This window comes from Cellulomonas gelida (assembly GCF_006538725.1).
Lineage (GTDB): Bacteria > Actinomycetota > Actinomycetes > Actinomycetales > Cellulomonadaceae > Cellulomonas > Cellulomonas gelida.
Window position 1 is genome coordinate 1 of record NZ_BJLQ01000040.1, and the last position, 18,288, is coordinate 18,288.

15 protein-coding genes and 1 tRNA gene are annotated in these 18,288 nt (G+C 73.2%); 9 read left to right on the forward strand and 7 right to left on the reverse strand.

Features of this window, described 5'->3' with window-relative positions:
* Nucleotides 1-37: 37 nt before the first annotated feature.
* On the reverse strand, nucleotides 38-640 hold the full coding sequence (locus CGE01nite_RS14250; RefSeq protein ID WP_141371476.1) for a hypothetical protein: 603 nt from the start codon (nucleotides 638-640) through the stop codon (nucleotides 38-40).
* Nucleotides 641-905: 265 nt separating this feature from the next.
* Here CGE01nite_RS14250 and CGE01nite_RS14255 point away from each other — a divergent pair, with 265 nt between their 5' ends.
* Nucleotides 906-1,778, forward strand: a complete 873-nt coding sequence (locus tag CGE01nite_RS14255) for an SGNH/GDSL hydrolase family protein (RefSeq protein WP_141371489.1) — start codon at nucleotides 906-908, stop codon at nucleotides 1,776-1,778.
* Nucleotides 1,779-1,799: 21 nt separating this feature from the next.
* On the opposite strand, the gene CGE01nite_RS14260 is transcribed toward CGE01nite_RS14255, so the two are convergent.
* The 4 genes from CGE01nite_RS14260 to CGE01nite_RS14270 form a co-directional block, all read right to left on the reverse strand.
* On the reverse strand, nucleotides 1,800-2,672 hold the full coding sequence (locus CGE01nite_RS14260) for a hypothetical protein (protein ID WP_141371477.1): 873 nt from the start codon (nucleotides 2,670-2,672) through the stop codon (nucleotides 1,800-1,802).
* Nucleotides 2,669-3,382 (reverse strand): signal peptidase I, encoded by a 714-nt coding sequence (locus CGE01nite_RS14265; RefSeq protein WP_053071500.1) that lies wholly within the window; start codon nucleotides 3,380-3,382, stop codon nucleotides 2,669-2,671. Before CGE01nite_RS14265 ends, CGE01nite_RS14260 begins: the two co-directional genes overlap by 4 nt.
* Before the next feature lie 13 nt (nucleotides 3,383-3,395).
* Nucleotides 3,396-3,830, reverse strand: coding sequence for a hypothetical protein (locus CGE01nite_RS17035; protein WP_048341539.1), 435 nt, complete (start codon nucleotides 3,828-3,830; stop codon nucleotides 3,396-3,398).
* Between the two features lie 266 nt (nucleotides 3,831-4,096).
* Nucleotides 4,097-5,239 (reverse strand): sensor histidine kinase, encoded by a 1,143-nt coding sequence (locus tag CGE01nite_RS14270; RefSeq protein ID WP_141371479.1) that lies wholly within the window; start codon nucleotides 5,237-5,239, stop codon nucleotides 4,097-4,099.
* A gap of 69 nt (nucleotides 5,240-5,308) precedes the next feature.
* Between CGE01nite_RS14270 and CGE01nite_RS14275 the strand changes: the two genes are divergently transcribed.
* Nucleotides 5,309-5,980: a response regulator transcription factor gene (locus CGE01nite_RS14275; protein WP_048341541.1), complete on the forward strand. Its 672-nt coding sequence runs from the start codon at nucleotides 5,309-5,311 to the stop codon at nucleotides 5,978-5,980.
* Between the two features lie 25 nt (nucleotides 5,981-6,005).
* Nucleotides 6,006-6,079, forward strand: a tRNA-Thr gene (locus CGE01nite_RS14280).
* A 100-nt stretch (nucleotides 6,080-6,179) separates the two neighbouring features.
* Here the strand turns inward: CGE01nite_RS14280 and CGE01nite_RS14285 are convergent.
* Both CGE01nite_RS14285 and CGE01nite_RS17385 read right to left on the reverse strand, forming a co-directional pair.
* A complete protein-coding gene (locus CGE01nite_RS14285) occupies nucleotides 6,180-7,109 on the reverse strand; it encodes a DsbA family protein (protein ID WP_048341542.1) in 930 nt (309 codons plus the stop codon).
* Between the two features lie 70 nt (nucleotides 7,110-7,179).
* On the reverse strand, nucleotides 7,180-9,480 hold the full coding sequence (locus CGE01nite_RS17385; RefSeq protein WP_229747287.1) for a serine/threonine-protein kinase: 2,301 nt from the start codon (nucleotides 9,478-9,480) through the stop codon (nucleotides 7,180-7,182).
* Nucleotides 9,481-9,606: 126 nt separating this feature from the next.
* Here CGE01nite_RS17385 and CGE01nite_RS14295 point away from each other — a divergent pair, with 126 nt between their 5' ends.
* The 6 genes from CGE01nite_RS14295 (at nucleotide 9,607) to CGE01nite_RS14320 (ending at nucleotide 18,284) form a co-directional block, all read left to right on the forward strand.
* Nucleotides 9,607-11,250, forward strand: a complete 1,644-nt coding sequence (locus tag CGE01nite_RS14295; protein ID WP_229747288.1) for an HNH endonuclease signature motif containing protein — start codon at nucleotides 9,607-9,609, stop codon at nucleotides 11,248-11,250.
* Nucleotides 11,251-11,439: 189 nt separating this feature from the next.
* Nucleotides 11,440-12,879, forward strand: a complete 1,440-nt coding sequence (locus CGE01nite_RS14300; protein ID WP_048341544.1) for an alpha,alpha-trehalose-phosphate synthase (UDP-forming) — start codon at nucleotides 11,440-11,442, stop codon at nucleotides 12,877-12,879.
* A gap of 43 nt (nucleotides 12,880-12,922) precedes the next feature.
* Entirely contained in the window at nucleotides 12,923-13,741 is an 819-nt protein-coding gene (otsB, locus tag CGE01nite_RS14305; RefSeq protein ID WP_229747289.1) for a trehalose-phosphatase, read from the forward strand.
* 212 nt (nucleotides 13,742-13,953) lie between these two features.
* Nucleotides 13,954-15,444 (forward strand): outer membrane protein assembly factor BamB family protein, encoded by a 1,491-nt coding sequence (locus CGE01nite_RS14310; protein ID WP_141371481.1) that lies wholly within the window; start codon nucleotides 13,954-13,956, stop codon nucleotides 15,442-15,444.
* A 234-nt stretch (nucleotides 15,445-15,678) separates the two neighbouring features.
* Complete coding sequence (locus CGE01nite_RS14315) at nucleotides 15,679-16,803, forward strand: ABC transporter ATP-binding protein (protein ID WP_048341546.1); 1,125 nt, start codon at nucleotides 15,679-15,681, stop codon at nucleotides 16,801-16,803.
* Nucleotides 16,804-16,994: 191 nt separating this feature from the next.
* Nucleotides 16,995-18,284, forward strand: coding sequence for a DUF4032 domain-containing protein (locus CGE01nite_RS14320; RefSeq protein WP_048341547.1), 1,290 nt, complete (start codon nucleotides 16,995-16,997; stop codon nucleotides 18,282-18,284).
* Nucleotides 18,285-18,288: the final 4 nt, after the last annotated feature.

Here is an 18,288-nt window from a genome sequence, read left to right on the forward strand (position 1 = left end):
CCCGCCGGCGCGAGGTGCGCCGGCGGGCGGGTGGGGGTCAGGCCCGGTTGGCGATCGAGCCCTGGAACCCGATGACGACGTCGCCCTCGGCGCCGCCGAACACGTCGGCGTCGGCGGAGTCGGGCAGTGCGATGGTCACGTCGACCGAGGTCGCGGCGCTGCCGCTGGCGAGCGACGTCGGAGCTGACCCGAGGGTGACGGTCGCGCCGCCCGCCTCGAACAGGTCGCCCTCGGTCTCGAGGGTCGGCGGCGCGATCACGAGGTCGGACGTGCCCATGTTCTTGATCCAGACGGGCACGGTGATCGAGTCCCCCGCGGTGAGGTCCGCGAAGACCTCGGCGGGGATCACGACGACGTCGTCGCCGGTCCCGGGTGCGTCGTCGGCGGTGATGAAGTCGCCGTCCGCGGGCGTGCCGTCGGCGACGAACGCGCCGCGCAGGTCGATCGCGTCGTCCGGGTCGACGGCGCTCGCGCCGGCGCCGAACCACGCGTCGTCGGTCCAGCCGGCCGACGTCGCGGCCGCGCCGATGCCGAGGACCGCCGCACCCGCGAGCGAGAACTTGATGATCGCGGCGCGCTTGCGCTTGCGCTCGTCGCGCTCGGTGGTCTCGAGGCGAGCGTGAGTGGTCGTCGTGGTCATGGTGGGTTCCTCCCTCTGCTGCACGCGGGGGTGACGGCGGTCACCTAGTTGCGAATGGTTATCACGTGCAGTAGAAGGGTCACCTGGACGAGTGTCCGAGACGTGGGCCCAGAGTCCCGATCTGGACAGGTGTCCACCGTTTCACCCGCTCCGCGGCATCCGAACGATGTGCCCCTTTCACGACCTGCGCACCATGCGCACCCTCTGCACCCAGGACGGGCACACCTCGCGCGGCACGCGGACGCCCGGCCCGACGCGCGGCACAATGGCGGACGTGCCCGAGCCAACCGTCCGCTGGAACCGTTACGTCGCCCTCGGTGACTCGTTCACCGAGGGCCTGTGGGACTCCCCCGACGGCGACGCCGGCCCCGCGACGCCCGACGTCCCGCTGCGGGGATGGGCCGACGTCCTGGCCGCACGCCTGTCCGAGCGACGCATCGCAGCGGGCGAGGACCCCCTCGAGTACGCCAACCTCGCGATCCGCGGTCGCCTGCTGCGCCCGATCCTCGCCGACCAGGTCCCGGCCGCGATCGGCCTGCGCCCCGACCTGGTGAGCCTCGTCGGCGGAGGCAACGACATCCTGCGGCCCGCCGCGGATGTCGACCGGCTCGCGCGTCAGCTCGAGACCGCGGTCGTCCGGCTGCGCGCCGCGGGCATCGACGTGCTGCTGGGCACCGGCGTGGACACGGTCCACAGCGGGCTGATCCGCGCCACGCGCCCCCGCGTCGCGACGTACAACGCGCACATCTGGTCGATCGCGCGACGGCACGGCGCGCACGTCGTCGACCTGTGGGGCATGCGTTCGCTCCTCGACTGGCGCATGTGGGCCGACGACCGCATCCACCTCACCACCGAGGGGCACGCGCGCGTCGCTCAGGCCGCGCTCGTCGGGCTGGGCCTGGCACCCGACGACGAGCGCTGGGACGACCCGCTCGCGCCGCAGCCGCCCGCACCCCGCCTCGAGCAGCTGCGCGGCGACGCGCGGTGGGCGCGCGAGCACGTCTACCCGTGGGCGACCCGGCGCCTGCGCGGCCGCTCGTCGGGCGACACCCGCAGGCCCAAGCGCCCCGTACCCGAGCCGGTCGTCACGCAGGGCGCAGCCGACGCAGGCGCACAGGACGCGGGCCGACGGGACTGAGTCCCCGGGCCGAGCACCCGCTCAGCTGCAGTCGAGGACCACCGTGCCGTAGGAGGCGCCGTTGCGCGTCCCGGCGATCTGGAACTGCGCGGGCGAGCCCGCGGAGATGCTGACCTGGCCGTGCCCGGGGTTGCCGGTCATGACCGCCACGGGCGTGGGCGTGCAGGTCGAGGACCCCGCGACGAGCTGCGCGTCGCCGCCGCTGCCCTCCGCCACCTTCTCGGGCACGAACGGGAAGACCGACGTGTCCGTGAACCGGATCGTCACGCGCCACCGGACCGCGGTGGTCGACGTCGTCGTGACCCGGATCCCGCGGTAGAACACGTTGAGCGGGTTGCCCCACTCCGAGCCGCCGGTCACGACGGCCTGGCACGGGGTCGCCAGCGGCGCGCCGCTCGGGGTGAACGTCTGGCAGGACAGCGCCGGGAGGCTCGGGGGCGTGAAGGTCCAGGTCGCGGGCACGGGCCAGCCGTCGAGCAGGACGAATGCCTTGCCGCCGGACGTGTCGGGAGGCGTGAACGCGGCGCCCGTGGCCGTGAGCGCACCGCTCGTCACGGCCGTCGCCGAGGTCGACATGAACGTCTGCGTCCACGATGCGTCGGCGCCGGTCGCGACGCGCACGGCGCCCGTCGCGCACGTGCCGGAGATGCCCGACACGCGGACCTGCGTGTACTGGCCGTTGCTCGGCGTGCCCGTGGGCGTGACCGTGACGGGGCCGTTCGCGCAGCGCGCCTTGGTCGTCGCGTACGGACGCTGGGGTGCGCTGAGCGAGAGGTTCGCGGCGTGCGCGACGGTCGTCGTCACGAGCGCGAGGCTGAGCACGACGACGAGCGCCGCGGCGACCCGGCGGCGCAGACGTGCCCGCCCAGCGGCGGCGCGGGACACGGTCGTCATGCCGATGGCTCGAGCTCGGGGGCCCGGTCCGGGGCGCGACCGCGATCGCCGCCCAGCAGGTCCCAGCCCTCGTCAGGGCTCTGCTCGTGAGGGCTCAGCTCGTGAGGGCTCAGTTCGTCAGGGGACAGCGTGTCGGGGCGCTGCTCGTCGGACGGCCCGTCGTCGGACGGGAGCTCGTCGCGGTCGTCGTCGTCGAGGTCGTCGTCGGACTCGTCCTTCGACGGCCAGACCAGCATCGCGAGCGCGAGAGCGATCATGGCGATCCACACCCACGCGTTCGAGAACGTCTGGAAGACGAGCCCGACCTTGGGGATGTGCACCCGCGCGACCCCGAGGACCTCGTCGCCGGCCGGCTCGAACGGGTCCAGGAACTCGTTGTTGTCACCCTGCATGACCCAGCCGTCGGCGGTCCCGCCGACGACCCGGTGGATGATGCGGCTGTTGCCCGCGACCTCGTCGGGCGCGTAGACGATCACGTCGCCGACCGCGGGCTGCCCGCAGCGCGCGACCACGATGTCGCCCGTGACGTACGTGGGCTCCATGGAGTGGCCCGAGACGAGCGTCAGGGTGGTGCAGCCGCCGAGGCTCGTCGGCCAGATGAACCAGGCGATGACCGCGACCGCCACGTAGAACAGGACCGACGGGAGCGCGCGTAGCGCCCGACGCGCGAGGGGCGCGTCGGGCGCTACGAGCTCTGGCCGGTCCAGCACGTCAGCCCGGAGGTCAGCTGTAGATGGTGAGCGCGAACTGGGCGATGGTGTCGGGGGCGACACCCGTCGGCAGCGCGACCGTGAGCGAGCCACCGGCGGCACCGACGGACGGGGCCGAGGCCGGCGTGAACTTGACCCAGTCACCGGACGCCAGCTTGTAGGCGGCCTCGTACTTCTTGGTGGCGCACGCGGCGTCGACGCCGGAGAAGGTCACGTTCGCGACCTTCCAGGGCGCCGTGACGGTGCCGTCGAACGTCGGCGTCGCGAAGGACGTCGTGATGGGGGTGGCCGCGGGCTGGCAGCTCGCGTTGACCGCGACGGTGCCCGTCTGGAAGTTGCCGCTCCAGCTGAGGTTCAGCTGCGACGCGGACGCGAGCGACAGGCCCGCGACGCCGACGATCGCCAGACCGACGGCCATGACCTTGCGGCGGTTGTTCTTCTTGCTCATGGGGGACTCCTCGACGAAGATCGCAACCCTCGCTCCGAGGGCCAGCTCGCTGTGGTCCGTGGGGGGCGGGCCGGTAGCGAACATAGGAGTCATCGGAAACGGGGTGTCCGACGGGCTGGGTGCTGCCACCCACCCCGTCCGAAATGCCGAGGTGATTCACCCGACAGTGGTCACCCGAAGATCTGGACGAGTGTCCGAAATCGGACTTCACCTGCGACGATGCAGTGCGGGCCGGGCCGCGGCGGACGCGTCGCGCCGGCGGCCGGCTAGAGGGGCAGGCGGGCCTCGAGTCGCACCCCGCGGGGCCGCAGCGGGGCGAGCGTCACCGTCCCCCGGACGAGGTGCAGCCGGCTCGCCAGACGCGCCGTGCCGCCGTCCGGGTCGGCGTGCGACGGGTCGAGGGGCTGGCCGTCGTTCTCCACCGAGACGACGAGCGCACCGTCCTGCACGTCGAGCTCGACGACGATCCGCGACGCCGGACCGAACTTGAGCGCGTTGGTCACGCCCTCCTCCACCACGCGCACCGCGAGGAGGCGCTGCGCGGTCGTCAGCGAGCCGCGCTCGGGGTCGTCGATCTCGCGCACCGGGGGCGCCACGACGATCTTCGTCGCGATCGTCATCGGCAGGCGCCCGACGAGCGCGCGCACGGCCGGGACCACGCCGAGCTCGAGCCGCTCCGGGTACAGCAGCCGGCTCATCTGCCGCACGTCCAGCTCGCGCACCACGTCGAGCTCGCGCCGCGCCCACTCCAGCGACGCGACGTCGTCAGGGTGGTCACCGCGCGCCCGGATGCGGTCGATCACCTCGACCAGGTGCGCGTTGACGATGACGAGCTTGCCCTGCAGCGTGCCGTGCAGACCCTCGGCGACCTCGCGCCGGACCCTGACCTCCTCGGCCTCGAGCGCCTCGAGCACGTGCTCGACCTCGACCGCCTCACGCTCGGCCCGGCGCAGCTCGGCACGGACCCTGCGGCGCGAGAGCAGCCCCCACATGCCGATGCCCGACGAGATGCCCGCGATGATCAGGCCCGCCGAGAACTCCGCCTCGATCGTCAACCCGTCGGGCTCGTCGTACACCCCCAGCGCGAGCTGCACGAACACCCGGCACACGGCCGCGACCGTCGAGGCCAGCACGGCTCCCAGGAAGAGCTGCGGTGCGGTCGGCCAGCGGTACACCCGCAGGGACCCGAGCACGAGGAGCAGCACGACGACGGCGGCGACGTTGGCGGCGATCCGCGACCAGACGCTCACCTCCGCCCAGTCGGGCACGTACCGGGAGTAGATGTAGGCGGCCTGCATCGAGGCGCCCAGCCCGTAGCCGAGCGCGACGATGCCGGTCAGCCTCAGCAGCAGCCGACGGTTCTGGGCGTCGTCGCCGGGGCGCACGACCTCGCGCGTCACGTCGCTCATCGTCGCTCCCGCCCGACCCGCTGTGGTCCTTGCCCGCTTCCCGGGCCGTCGCAGACGATACTGAACCCGATGAGCACTCTTGACCCGGACGTGATCCGAGTGGCGGTCGTCGAGGACCAGCCACTCTTTCGCTCCATGCTCGAGCGCACCCTGGGCCAGACGGCCGGGCTCCAGGTGGTCGTGTCCGTCGGGACCGTGAGCGACGCGCGACGTGCGCTGCGTCCCGGCGCCGCGCACGTCGCGATCCTCGACATCGACCTGCCCGACGGCAACGGCATCGCCCTCGGCGTGACGCTGCGCCGTCAGCAGCCCGAGCTCGGCATCCTCCTGCTGTCCGCGCACGACGCGATGGACCTGCTGCTCGACCTGCCCGCGGACGTCGCCGAGGGCTGGGGCTACCTGTCCAAGAACAGCTCGACGAGCGAGGACCTGCTGGTCTCCGCGGTCCGCTCGGCGGCCGTGCGCCAGACCGTGCTCGACCCCGAGCTGCTCGCGCGCATCACGCCGCGCGCCGGCTCGGACGTCGCCCAGCTCACACACCGCCAGTACGAGGTGCTGCGACTGCTGGCCGCGGGACTGTCGAACGCCGGCATCGGCGAGAAGCTCGGCATCACCGAGAAGTCCGTGCAGAACCACGTCAACGCGCTCTACGCGACGCTCGGCATCGACGCCGACCCGTCCCGCAACCCCCGCGTCAGCGCCGCCCTGCGCCTCCTGGAGGAGACCGGGCCGGGCCTCTGAGCACCGGTAGGCTGAGCGCCGACCCGCCTCCTTAGCTCAGCTGGCCAGAGCACCTGTCTTGTAAACAGGGGGTCATCGGTTCGAATCCGATAGGGGGCTCCCCAGCCGCCGCGTGCAGATCGCGGCGGACGACGAACGGGCCCGGTCCGGAGCCGCTCCGCAGAGCGACCCGGACCGGGCCCGTTCGTCGTGCTGGTGGTCAGCCCTTGGCGGCGAGCGCGGCCTCGACGGCCTCCTTCAGCGGACCCTGCTGGTAGAGCAGGCCGTTGTCACCCTCGGCGCCCGGCCAGTCCTGGCCGTCGATCGTGACGGTCGGCGTGCCGACCTTGCCGCGGTCCAGCTGCATCTGGTGCGTCGCAGCCGAGACCCACGGCGCGAAGGTGCGCCACTCGCCCGTGCGCTCCTCGGCGGGCTCGCCCACCTCGTACGTGCCCTCGACCGTGTCCGTGAACGTGTCCGCGACGTCCTGCGGGACGCCGACCCCGACGGCCAGCTCCGCGATCTCGTCGTCGGTCGGACCCGTCGTGCCCTCCTTGGGCTGGGCCGAGAACAGCGCCGTGACGAACGCGGTGAACTTCTCGGGGGCCTTGTCGGCGACGATCGCGGCGGCGTTGGCGGCGCGCGTCGAGTACGACGTGCCCTTCGACTGCGAGTCGAGGAAGGAGATCGGGCGGTACTCGATGGTCACGCCGTCCTCGGCGGCCAGCGCCTCGAGGTCCGCCGAGTTCGCGGCGTCGAACATGCCGCAGTAGGGGCACATGAAGTCGAAGTAGATCGTCACGTTGACGTCGTCGGGCGAGGTCTTGCCCACGCCCGCGGCGCTGACGGGGATGCCGCCCTTGTCGTTCGCGGTGGCGGGCGCGGTCACGTCCGCGAGCAGCGGGGCCACGACCTGCGCCGACGAACCGCCGTACACGACCGTGCCGTAGCGCGCCTCACGGTCGGCGTTGCCGCGGATCGTGATCGCGACGACCACCGCGACCGCGGCGACGACCAGCAGGAGCAGGCTCGCGCTGAGGATCTTGGTCCGCTTGGCCTTGCGCTCCTGCTGCTGCCGCATCTGCAGCGCCTTGGCGCGGGCCTCGTCGCGCCGCTGCGACTTGGTCGGCTTGGGGTCGTTCGTGGGCACGGTCTCTCCTCGGTCGTGGACGACAGCCCACAGGGTACGGGGCGTTCCCGTGCGTGGGGAGCCGCCCCGGTCAGGGGATCGTCGGGACCGGCGCGGGAGCCCACACGATGCCCGCCCCGTTGGAGACGAGCGCCGCGATCACCGCCGCCGCCACGAGGCACACCGCGACCATCACGAGGGCGCCGAGCCGGCCCGGCGCGACGACCGCGAGCGCCCTGCGGGCCCCCGTGCGCGTCATGCCCGACGCCGGCCCCCACCACGCCACGACCAGCCAGAGCATGACGAGCGCGGCGACGACCATCGCCGCGGCCGTGCCGTCGACCTCGTCGCCCGCGTCCAGGTCACCGATCGTCCACGTCCCGTTGTCCACCAGCCACGCGACGGCCCCGCCCGCGAGCAGGGTCGCGCACGACGCGACGACGAACGACGGGACGAGCCCGACGACCGCGCGCACCAGGTACCACGGCGTCGCCGCGAGCGTGCGCGGGACGTCGCTCGCTCGCACGCCGCGCACCTCGCGCCGCCCGTGCATCGCCTCGACCGCCGTCCCGTACGTCCGCACGAGCAGCAGCAGCACGACGAGCACGACGAGCACGACCACGGGCGCCAGCGCGGCGGCCGTCGCGACGACCGCGGCCGCCGCGAGCAACGAGCCCCAGCGGCGCACCGCCGGCGGGCGCTCGTAGCCCGACCCCTCCGGCACGACCTCGGACGCGTCGAGGTCGTCCTCGATCCACTCGACGCCCGTCTCGTCGACCCACTCGGTGTCGCCGTCGCCGTCGAACGCGTCGGGCTCGTCGTCGTACCGGCCCGGGCGGCGGAACCCGTCCGGCGCGAGGCGCTGGCCCTGCAGGTCGGCGGGGTCGAGGTCGAAGTCCTCGACGTCGGGGTTGTCGAGGTCGTCGTCGTACGCGCGCTCGTCGAAGTCGGCGCCCGCACCGGCGGGCAGCACCGTCGTCGCACCCGCACCCGCACCCGCGGGCATCACGCGGGTCGCGCCGTCGTGCACGCCTTGGGCCGGCAGGACGCGCGTGGGGTCCGGCTTCGCGGTCGGGTTCGGGATGACGGTCGTCGCGGCCAGCGCGAGCGAGCGCTCGTCGTCCTCGTCGGGGTCGTCCTCGTCGTGCTCGTCGTCGTGCTCGTCGTCGTCGTGCTCGTCGTCGTCGTGGTCGTCGTCGTCGTGGTCGTCTTCGTCGGGGTCGTCGTCCTCGGCGTCGTCGTCGCGGCCGTCATCCTCGAGGTCGTCCTGGCTGACCTGCGTCGTGGCGATCCCGTCGACGTCGTCGTCCTCGGCGGCGGCGTCCGCCTCCTCGTCGGCGGCGGCGTCCGCGTCCCCGTCGGCGGCGGCGTCCGCGTCCTCGTCGGCGCTCTCGCCGTCAGCGTCGTCGTGCTGGTCGGCGTCCTCGTCGACGTCGTCGTCACCCATGGCATCGGCTGCCGCGGCGTCGCCGTCCGCGTCGCCCTCGTCGAGCGCGTCCTCGTCGTCGTCGTCCAGGTCGTCGTCCACGGGGTAGGCGACCGTGTGCGCCGCCGCGACGGGCCCGTCGAGCGGGTCGCCGTCCACCGCCACCACTGCGAGCGCGGCGATCAGGTCGTCACCGTCGAGGCGACTGCCGGGGTCGGGGTCGAGCGCGCGGCGCAGGGCGTCTGCCGTGAGCGGGCCCAGGCCGTCGACGTCCACCTCGCCGGCGCTCGCACGAGCCAGGACCGCCTGGAGCGGGCGTACGCCGAACGGCGGTCGGCCCGTCGCCGCGAACGCGATCACCGCGGCGAGGCCCCACAGGTCGGTCGCGGGCGACGGCTCGGCACCGCCCAGCAGCTCGGGCGCGAGGTAGCCGGGCGTGCCGACGACGAGCCCCGCCGACGTGATCTGGGCGGCGTCGTCGCCCGCGGCCTGCGCGATGCCGAAGTCGATGAGGACCGGGCCGTCGGACGTGACGAGCACGTTCGTGGGCTTGAGGTCGCGGTGCACGACGCCCGCCGCGTGCACGGCCGCGAGCGCGTCGAACAGGCCCGCCGCGAGCTCGTGCAGCTCGGTGAGCGCCAACGGGCCGCTCGCCCTGACGTGCTCCTCGAGGTTCGGGCCGGCGACGAGCTCGGTGACGATGAACGCCTCGGTCGAGTCCGCCTCCGCGTCCAGCACCGCGGCCACCGCCTTGTGCCGCAGGCGCTGCAGTGCGAGGACCTCGCGGCGCAGGCGGTCTCGCCCCTCGGCGTCCGCGCCGATCTGCGGGTGCAGGAGCTTCAGGGCCACGGCGGTGCCGCCGTCGTCGACCGCGCGGTAGACCGTCCCCATGCCCCCGGAACCCAGGGGCGCGACGATCGTGTACCCACCGATCTGCGACCCCGGTGCCAGGCCGATCCGTTCCATGCCTGGTCACGGTAGGCGGCGGCGCGCGGGCGCGCGAACAGGCGCGCGGACCTGGCCGGCCCGCGAGCGCGTCCGGACTGTGGCCAGGTCTGGTGCGGTGCGTCCGGTTCGCGTAGAGTCGAACACGTGTTCGACTCCATGACCTCCGTGCCGACCGGCAGCGCGCTGGTGCGCCCTAGCGGTGCGCCGTCGTCGTCAGGCGAGAGCTCCGTCGCGTCGGACGGTGCCGCCGTGCTGCCCGACGAGGGCGCCACGGTGTCCGACGAGGGCGCCGGGGTGCTGGCGTCGTTGCAGGACGTCGCCCACGCGCTGCGCACGCTGGCGGTGCGGGCGAGTGGCGCGCAGGCGTGGACCGGGGCGACGCGTGCATCGGCGATCCGGGTGCTGGACGGGTTGGCCGGTCTGGTCACGGCGGTGCGCGGGCCGGTGCTGGTCGCGCAGCACGCCGCGGCGGCCGCGGCGGGTGCCGAACGGTCGTTCGTGGACACGCGCGCCCGGCTGACCGGGACGACGAGGTTCACCGCCGCGCGCCAGGTCGACTCGGCCCGGGCGATGCAGGCCCTCCCTGACGTCGGGCAGGCGGTCCTGGACCAGGCCATGCCCACGGGTCATCTGGACGTCCTGGGGCGCACCCTGGCCGAGGCCGGCCCGCAGGTCACCGCGATCCTGACCCGCCCCGAGACGCAGCGGCGCCTGGTCGACCTGGCCCGGCACAGCGACCCGCGTGAGTTCTCCCGCTCGGTGGCCGCGCCGGTCGCAGCGCACGACCCCGACGCGCTGGCGGACACCCGCGAAGCTGCGCGCCGCGCGCGCTACCTGACCATGACCCACACCCCCGAGGGGACGTTCCTCAAGGGGCGGCTCGACCCCCTGTCCGGGCAGGCCCTGGCTCGCGCGCTCGACGCCACCGGCCACCGCGCCGACCCCGACCGCACCGCCGACCAGGCGCGCGCCGACGCCTTGACCGCGCTGGCCCATCACACCCTGACCGCGGGTCACCGCCCGGAGCCCGGCTGCGGCACAAGCTCCGGTGCGTCCGCTGACGAGCAGGCGTCCCCTGCCGATCGCGCGCGCGACGCCGCCCAGCCCGACGGTGCCGTGAGCGCACCGGCCGCACAGGTGAACCTGCTCGTCCCGGCCGAGACCTGGCTGGAGATCCGCGAGCACCGGCGAGCCCGTCGCGCCGTGACCGACGCGCCCACGCTCGATGCCTCGCCCACCGGCGGCGCGCGCAGGCTCGTGCTGCCGGCGGTGAGCGACGACGGGATCGTGCTGACCCGGACCGAGCTGGCCACCGCGCTGTGCGATTGCACGATGACGCGGGTCGTCATGGACGCGCAGGGGCTGCCGCTGGACGTCGGACGCGCTCGCCGCATGTTCACCCCGGCCCAACGGACGGCGGTCATCGCCCGCGACCGGCAGTGCGCCTGGAACGGCTGCTCCACCACCGCCCGCCACAGCCAGGTCCATCACATCCGCTGGTGGCACCGTGACGCGGGTCGCTCGGACCTGGCCAACGCCGTGCTCCTGTGCGGTTTCCACCACCACGAGGTCCACCGGCTCGACCTCGACATCCACCGCCTCCGCCCGCCCTCGCCGGAGCCCGGGCGGCACCGCCCGGGGACCGTGCGAACCGGGCGCGGTGCCGACGAGGTTGCCGAGAGACGTGATCAGGCGGGCGGCGCAGTCGCGCTCGCCGTGCTCGCGGGGCCGTCGCGGTACGAGTTCCGCGACCAGCGAGGAGTCCTCGTCAACGGCCCGGAACCGTGACGCCTCGGCGTCCGGCCGCGAGGTCCGTCGCCGCAGGACGCGACACCCACGACGTGCCGCCGCGGCCGTGCGCGCGCAGGCCGACGAGACGCCCGGACGAGACCCGGCAAGCGTGCAATTCGGACGTTCGGGCAGCGCGGTGGAGGGCCCGCGACTAAGGTCAAGAATCAGTCAATCCCGGGAGTAGTAGTGCCTGCCGTGCCGCAAGACGGCTACGACCTCGTCGTCGTCGCCAACCGCCTGCCCGTCGACGTGAGCCTGGACGAGAAGGGGAAGCCCACCTGGACCCGCTCGCCCGGAGGGCTGGTGACGGCTCTCGCGCCGGTGATGGCCCAGGCTGACGGTGCGTGGGTCGGCTGGGGCGGGGCGCCCGACCTCGAGCTCGAGCCGTTCGAGGTCGACGGCACGCAGCTCGTGCCGGTGACGCTGTCGGACGCCGACATCGAGCTCTACTACGAGGGCTTCTCGAACGACACCCTCTGGCCGCTGTACCACGACGTGATCGCCCCGCCCGCGTTCCACCGGCAGTGGTGGGACGCCTATCGGCGGGTCAACCAGCGCTTCGCCGAGGCCGCCGCTGCGCAGGCCGCGCAGGGTGCGACCGTGTGGGTGCACGACTACCAGCTGCAGCTGGTCCCCCAGCTCCTGCGCGCGCTGCGGCCGGACCTGCGGATCGGCTACTTCCACCACATCCCGTTCCCCCCGCTGGAGATCTTCGCCCAGCTGCCGTGGCGCAAGGCGGTCGTGGAGGGTCTGCTCGGGGCCGACCTCATCGGCTTCCAGCGTGGCGGCGACGCGGCGAACTTCGTGCGCGTCGTGCGCCGGCTGACCGACCTGACCACGCGCGGGCAGGTCATCACGCTCAACGACGCGCACGGCCGCGTCACCCGCCACGTCCGCGCGGCGGCGTTCCCGATCTCGATCGACTCCCGGGCGTTCGACGAGCTGGCCCGCACCGACGAGGTGCAGCTGCGCGCCAAGGAGATCCGCCGCGAGCTCGGCGACCCGAAGACCCTGCTGCTGGGCGTCGACCGCCTCGACTACACCAAGGGCATCCGGCACCGCATCAAGGCGTACGGGGAGCTCCTCGAGGACGGCCGCCTGTCCCCCAGCGACACGACGCTCGTCCAGGTCGCCTCCCCCAGCCGCGAGAACGTGGGCGCCTACGCGCAGCTGCGCGACGAGGTCGAGCTGCTGGTCGGGCGGATCAACGGCGACTACGGGCAGGTCGGGCACGCGCCCGTGCAGTACCTGCACCAGTCGTTCCCCATGGAGGAGATGGCCGCGCTGTACCTCGCGGCCGACGTCATGCTCGTCACCGCGCTGCGCGACGGCATGAACCTGGTCGCCAAGGAGTACGTCGCGGCACGGTCGGACGACCGTGGCGCGCTGGTGCTGAGCGAGTTCACGGGCGCCGCCGACGAGCTCACCGGCGCGATCCTCGTGAACCCGCACGACATCGACGGCATGAAGGACGCCATCACGTACGCCGCGCACCTCGACCCGCGCGAGGCCCGCAAGCGCATGCGCCGCCTGCGCCGCCGCGTGCTCGGGCACGACGTCAACGCCTGGTCGCAGGAGTTCCTCGCGGTCCTCACCGCGGTCCCCCAGCGGAGCACGCATGTCTGAGTCCCCGCAGCATCCTGAGCACCCACGTCCGGCTCCTCGGTCGGTGCGTGCGGCCACCTCCGCGTCGGGTTCCGTGTCGGCGTCGGCGGTCGACGTGCGGTCGACGCTCGAAGGGCTCGCGCACGACGGGACCGCGCGGCCGCTGCTCGTCGCGCTGGACTTCGACGGCACTCTCGCGCCGCTGCAGGACGACCCGTCGCTCTCGCGGATGCTGCCCGACGCCGTCGCGCCCTTGCGCACGCTCGTCGAGGCGCCCGGCGTGTCGCTCGCGCTCGTGTCCGGGCGTGCGCTGCACGACCTCCACGCGCTCGCCGAGGGCCCGGTCGGGACGTACCTGATCGGGTCGCACGGCGCCGAACGGGCGCGCGTGATGCGCCACGGTCTGGACCGCGACGTCGTGCAGCTCACCGACGAGCAGGCGGACCGCCTCGCGACTCTCGGCGCGCGCGCCGCCGAGATCGCGCGCGGACGCGACGGGGTCTGGGTCGAGTCCAAGCCCACCGCCGTCGTCGTGCACACCCGCCTGGCCGAGCACGACGACGCGCGGGACGCCGAGTCGAAAGCTCTGGCACTCGGCGACGAGCTCGGCTCTGGCGTGCTGCACGGCAAGGACGTCGTCGAGATCTCGGTGCTGCGTGCCAGCAAGGGCGAGGCGCTGCGCGCGCTGCGCGACGAGCTCGGCGCGCGAGTCGTCGTCTACGCGGGCGACGACGTGACCGACGAGCACGCGTTCGCGGCGCTCACCGAGCACGACGTCACCATCAAGGTCGGCGCAGGCGACACCGTTGCGCGCCTGCGCGCCGCCGACCCGCACGAGTTGGTCGACGCGCTCGTCGCCCTCGCCGCCGCTCTCCCCACCTGATGCCGGCCCGCCCTCCAGACCTGCCGGCCCGACCCCGGCCGGGACACCCCACCCGCACCACCTGCGCGAGTCCACCCGAGATGGGTCTGCCTGCCTGAGCCCGACTGCCGAGCCGGGCGACCGCGCACGGGAGCGCCCACCGCCCGCTCCAGACCGGCCGCCGCGCGGCCTACGGCGGCCGTTCGGCCCGCGACGGGTGCCATCATCGGCGCATGCCCGTCGAAGTCGAGCTGGTCGAGCTGGTCGAGCCCGAGCCGACCCCACCGACGGCCGGCGCCTCGGCTGCGAGGCCACGCCGCGCCGGGTGGTGGCTCGCGCTGGGTGCGGCGCTGCTCGTCGGGGTGCTCGTCGTCACCCAGCACGTCATGGATGAGCGGCGCCTGGCGCACGAGGCGCGGTTCGACCACGTGCCGGGCGTGCTGCGACCCCTCGATGCCATGCCCGTCGTCGCGACCGGCGACGTCCCCGAGCCGTGGCAGCTGGTGCCCGCCGGACCTGTGGTCATCGGATCGAGCGGCGACACGAGGACCGCGACGGTCGTCGGCTACGACCGCGCGACGGGACAGCGCGTGTGGTCGGCGGACGTCGCACTCCTCGACGGCTCCGGCCGCCCCGGACAGGACCTCTCTCTCCCGGCAGACGTCCGGTGCGAACCCCTCGGCACACCTGGGACGAAGCGGTGGAGCGACCAGGTGGCGTGCACCGTCGGCGCGAGCGGCCAGGTGATCCCACCCGAGCCCGAGCGCCTCGTGGTCCTGCGCACCTCGGACGGCAGCGTCGTCGCCGAGCGCACCCTGCGCGCGGAGGCGTGGACCACGCTCGGCGACCTCGTCGTCGAGGCGTCCGCACGCCGCGACGACGACGGTGCGGAGACCTGGACCGTCGCCGCCACCACCGCGACCGGCGAGCCTGCTTGGGAGTGGACAGCGGCCGAGCCGATCGCGCGCGACGGGCTGACGTACACGGGCTCGCTCACCGCGAGCTCGGACGGACCGCTCCTGTCGGTGCAGGGCCACTGGTGGCGCCTCGACGACGCAGGACGGCTGACGCAGGAAGGCAGCGGACCCGGCGACTACCAGCGTTCGCCGGGGCGCGGCACCGCCCTGCTCGACCTCCCGTTGGTCGAGGTCGACGACGGCAGCTTCGTCCCGGCCGGACGGGTGGTCCTCGAGCACGCCACCGGCTCGGTGGAGTTCCCGGGCAGGGAGCTGCACCTCACGGTCGACGACGGCAGCGCGCCCGAGCTCATGTGGTTCACCACGGGGCCCGACGACGAGACGCTCGAGGCCCGGTCCACGACGACCGGCGAGGTGGTGTGGAGCCAGGACCTGACGGTGAGCGCGGGCCTGGCTCTCGGCGGGCGGCTGTACGTGTGCGCGGACGGCTCACTCGACGCGATCGACGCGGACGACGGCCGCACGCTGTGGCACGTCGACCGCAGCACCGAGACGGCGTGGTGCTCGCTCGCGACCGACGGTCGGGTGGTGATCGCCGTCGAGGACGGCCGGGCCCTGCGCGCGCACGACCTCGAGGACGGCACCGAACGCTGGGCGGGGACGCTCGACGACAGCGGGGCACCTGCAGGCCTCGACATCACGAGCACGACCCCAGGCGTCCTCGTCGCCGTCCGCAGCGACGAGGACGGCCCCCACGAGCGCGGCGCGTTCCTCGTCGCCCCGACCGGCGCCGCGGCCGCGCGTTGACGCCCACTGCGGTCGGACCGTCGCGCCCGACGACGGTCAGGCGCGGGTGCGTCCTACCACGCGGTCCCGCCAGGGCGCCTGGGACCTCCCGGTGAGACAGATCACCCGCGTGTGGCAGGATGACCCACAGACCGGCGCGGGTCCTCCCGCCCGGTCTGTGTCAGTGAAGACACTGAACACCCTCCACAACGGATCGTCCGGCACGTACCTGCCGGTGAAGGGATTGGTAGCGCCATGGCTACTGTCACGTTCGACCACGCCACCCGGGTCTACCCGGGCACGGAGCGTCCCGCGGTGGACGCCCTCAACCTCCACATCGAGGACGGCGAGTTCCTCGTCCTCGTCGGCCCGTCGGGCTGTGGCAAGTCGACCTCGCTGCGCATGCTCGCCGGTCTTGAGGACGTCAACGCCGGCCGCATCCTCATCGGCGACCGCGACGTCACGGACGTCCAGCCGAAGGACCGCGACATCGCGATGGTCTTCCAGAACTACGCGCTGTACCCGCACATGACGGTGGCCGACAACATGGGCTTCGCGCTCAAGATCGCCGGCACGCCGAAGGCGGAGATCCGCCAGCGCGTCGAGGAGGCCGCCAAGATCCTCGACCTCACCGAGTACCTGGACCGCAAGCCGAAGGCCCTCTCGGGTGGTCAGCGCCAGCGTGTCGCCATGGGTCGCGCGATCGTGCGTCAGCCGCAGGTGTTCCTCATGGACGAGCCCCTGTCGAACCTCGACGCGAAGCTCCGCGTGCAGACGCGTACGCAGATCGCCTCGCTCCAGCGCCGTCTCGGCGTCACCACGGTCTACGTCACGCACGACCAGACCGAGGCCCTCACGATGGGTGACCGCATCGCGGTCCTCAAGGACGGTCTCCTGCAGCAGGTCGGCACGCCGCGCGAGATGTACGACACGCCCGCCAACGTCTTCGTCGCCGGCTTCATCGGCTCGCCGGCCATGAACATCGGCACGTTCCCGGTGCTCGACGGCCACGCGTCGCTCGGCCGCTCGCGCGTGCCGCTGACGCGTGAGGTCATCAGCAGCCTCACCGAGGACGACAAGAACCACATCACGCTCGGCTTCCGCCCCGAGTCGGTCGACGTCGTGCCCGCCGGCACGCCGGACGCCGTCCCGGTCATCGTGAACATCGTCGAGGAGCTCGGCTCGGACGCGTTCGTCTACGGCTCGCTCACCAACGAGTTCGGTGGCGCCAGCCAGGTGCACTCGGGCGCCGGCGACGCGCAGGTCATCGTGCGCGTCGACCCGCGTCAGGTGCCCGCCAAGGGTGAGACCGTCGCGATCAAGATCCGTCCCGGCGAGCAGCACCTGTTCCACGCCGGCTCGGGCGAGCGCCTCGCCTGATCCCCCTGCACCACGCGGAGGGGCGGTGGTGGCCTGCGGGCCGCTGCCGCCCCTTCGGCATTCACCCCTTCAGCATTCGCCCCCGGCTTTCACCCCGTCCCGCGGACCGGACGGCACCCTTCACGGGTTCTGCGCGCCACGTCCGCTGCTCCGACGAACGGACCGTCGGACCTCGCTGGCAGGATTGACCCATGAGCCCCACCCGGCAGCGCCTGCAGATCACGGCGGCCACGCCCGACCCGGCGCTGCTCGACCTGCCGTGGCACATCCCGCTCGAGGAGTGGCCGGCCGAGACGCTGGCCGCGCTCCCTCGCGGCATCTCCCGGCACATCGTGCGGTTCGCGCGACTGTCGGGTCGCGTCATCGCCATCAAGGAGATCGGCGAGACGGTCGCGTACCGCGAGTACGAGCTGCTGCGCCAGCTGCGCCGCCTGGACGTGCCGTCGGTCGAGCCGGTCGGCGTCATCACGGGTCGGCGTTCGCCCGAGGGCGAGCCGCTCGAGGCGGTGCTCATCACCAAGCACCTGCAGTTCTCGCTGCCGTACCGCTCCCTGTTCAGCCAGTCGCTGCGCCCGGACACCGCCACGCGGCTCATCGACGCGCTCGCCGTGCTGCTCGTCCGGCTGCACCTCGCGGGCTTCTACTGGGGCGACGTGTCGCTGTCGAACACCCTGTTCCGACGAGACGCGGAGACCTTCGCCGCGTACCTCGTCGACGCCGAGACGGGCGACCTGCACGAGCAGCTGACCGAGGGTCAGCGCGCGTACGACCTCGAGGTCGCCCGCGTCAACATCATCGGCGAGCTCATGGACCTGCAGGCCGGCGAGTTCCTCGAGGAGGACGTCGACGCGGTCGCGATCGGCAACGCGCTCGCGGAGCGGTACCGCGAGCTGTGGCGCGCCCTGACCGAGGTCGAGTCGTTCGGCTACGGCGAGCGGTGGCGTGTGCAGGCGCGCATCGACCGGCTCAACGACCTGGGCTTCGACGTGGGCGAGCTCGACATCACGAGCGACCTCGACGGCACCACGGTGCGCATCCAGCCGAAGGTCGTCGAGTCCGGCCACCACTCGCGGCGGCTCATGCGCCTGACCGGTCTGGACGTCGGCGAGAACCAGGCGCGGCGGCTCCTCAACGACCTCGACGAGTACCGGGCAGCGACCGACCGTCAGGCCGAGGACGAGTCGTTCGTCGCACACGACTGGCTCACCGAGGTCTTCGAGCCCGCGGTCCGCAAGGTCCCGCGTGAGATGCGCGGCAAGCTCGAGCCCGCGCAGATCTTCCACGAGCTGCTCGACCACCGGTGGTACCTCTCGCAGCAGCAGCACCGCGACGTGCCGCTCAACGAGGTCGCGAAGAGCTACGTGAAGCACATCCTGCCGAACCGGCCCGACGAGCAGTCGATCCTCGGCATCCAGCCGGGCGACCTGAGGGACAGCACGGACACGATCCCGACGATCGACGACGACCAGCTCATCGGCTGACGGC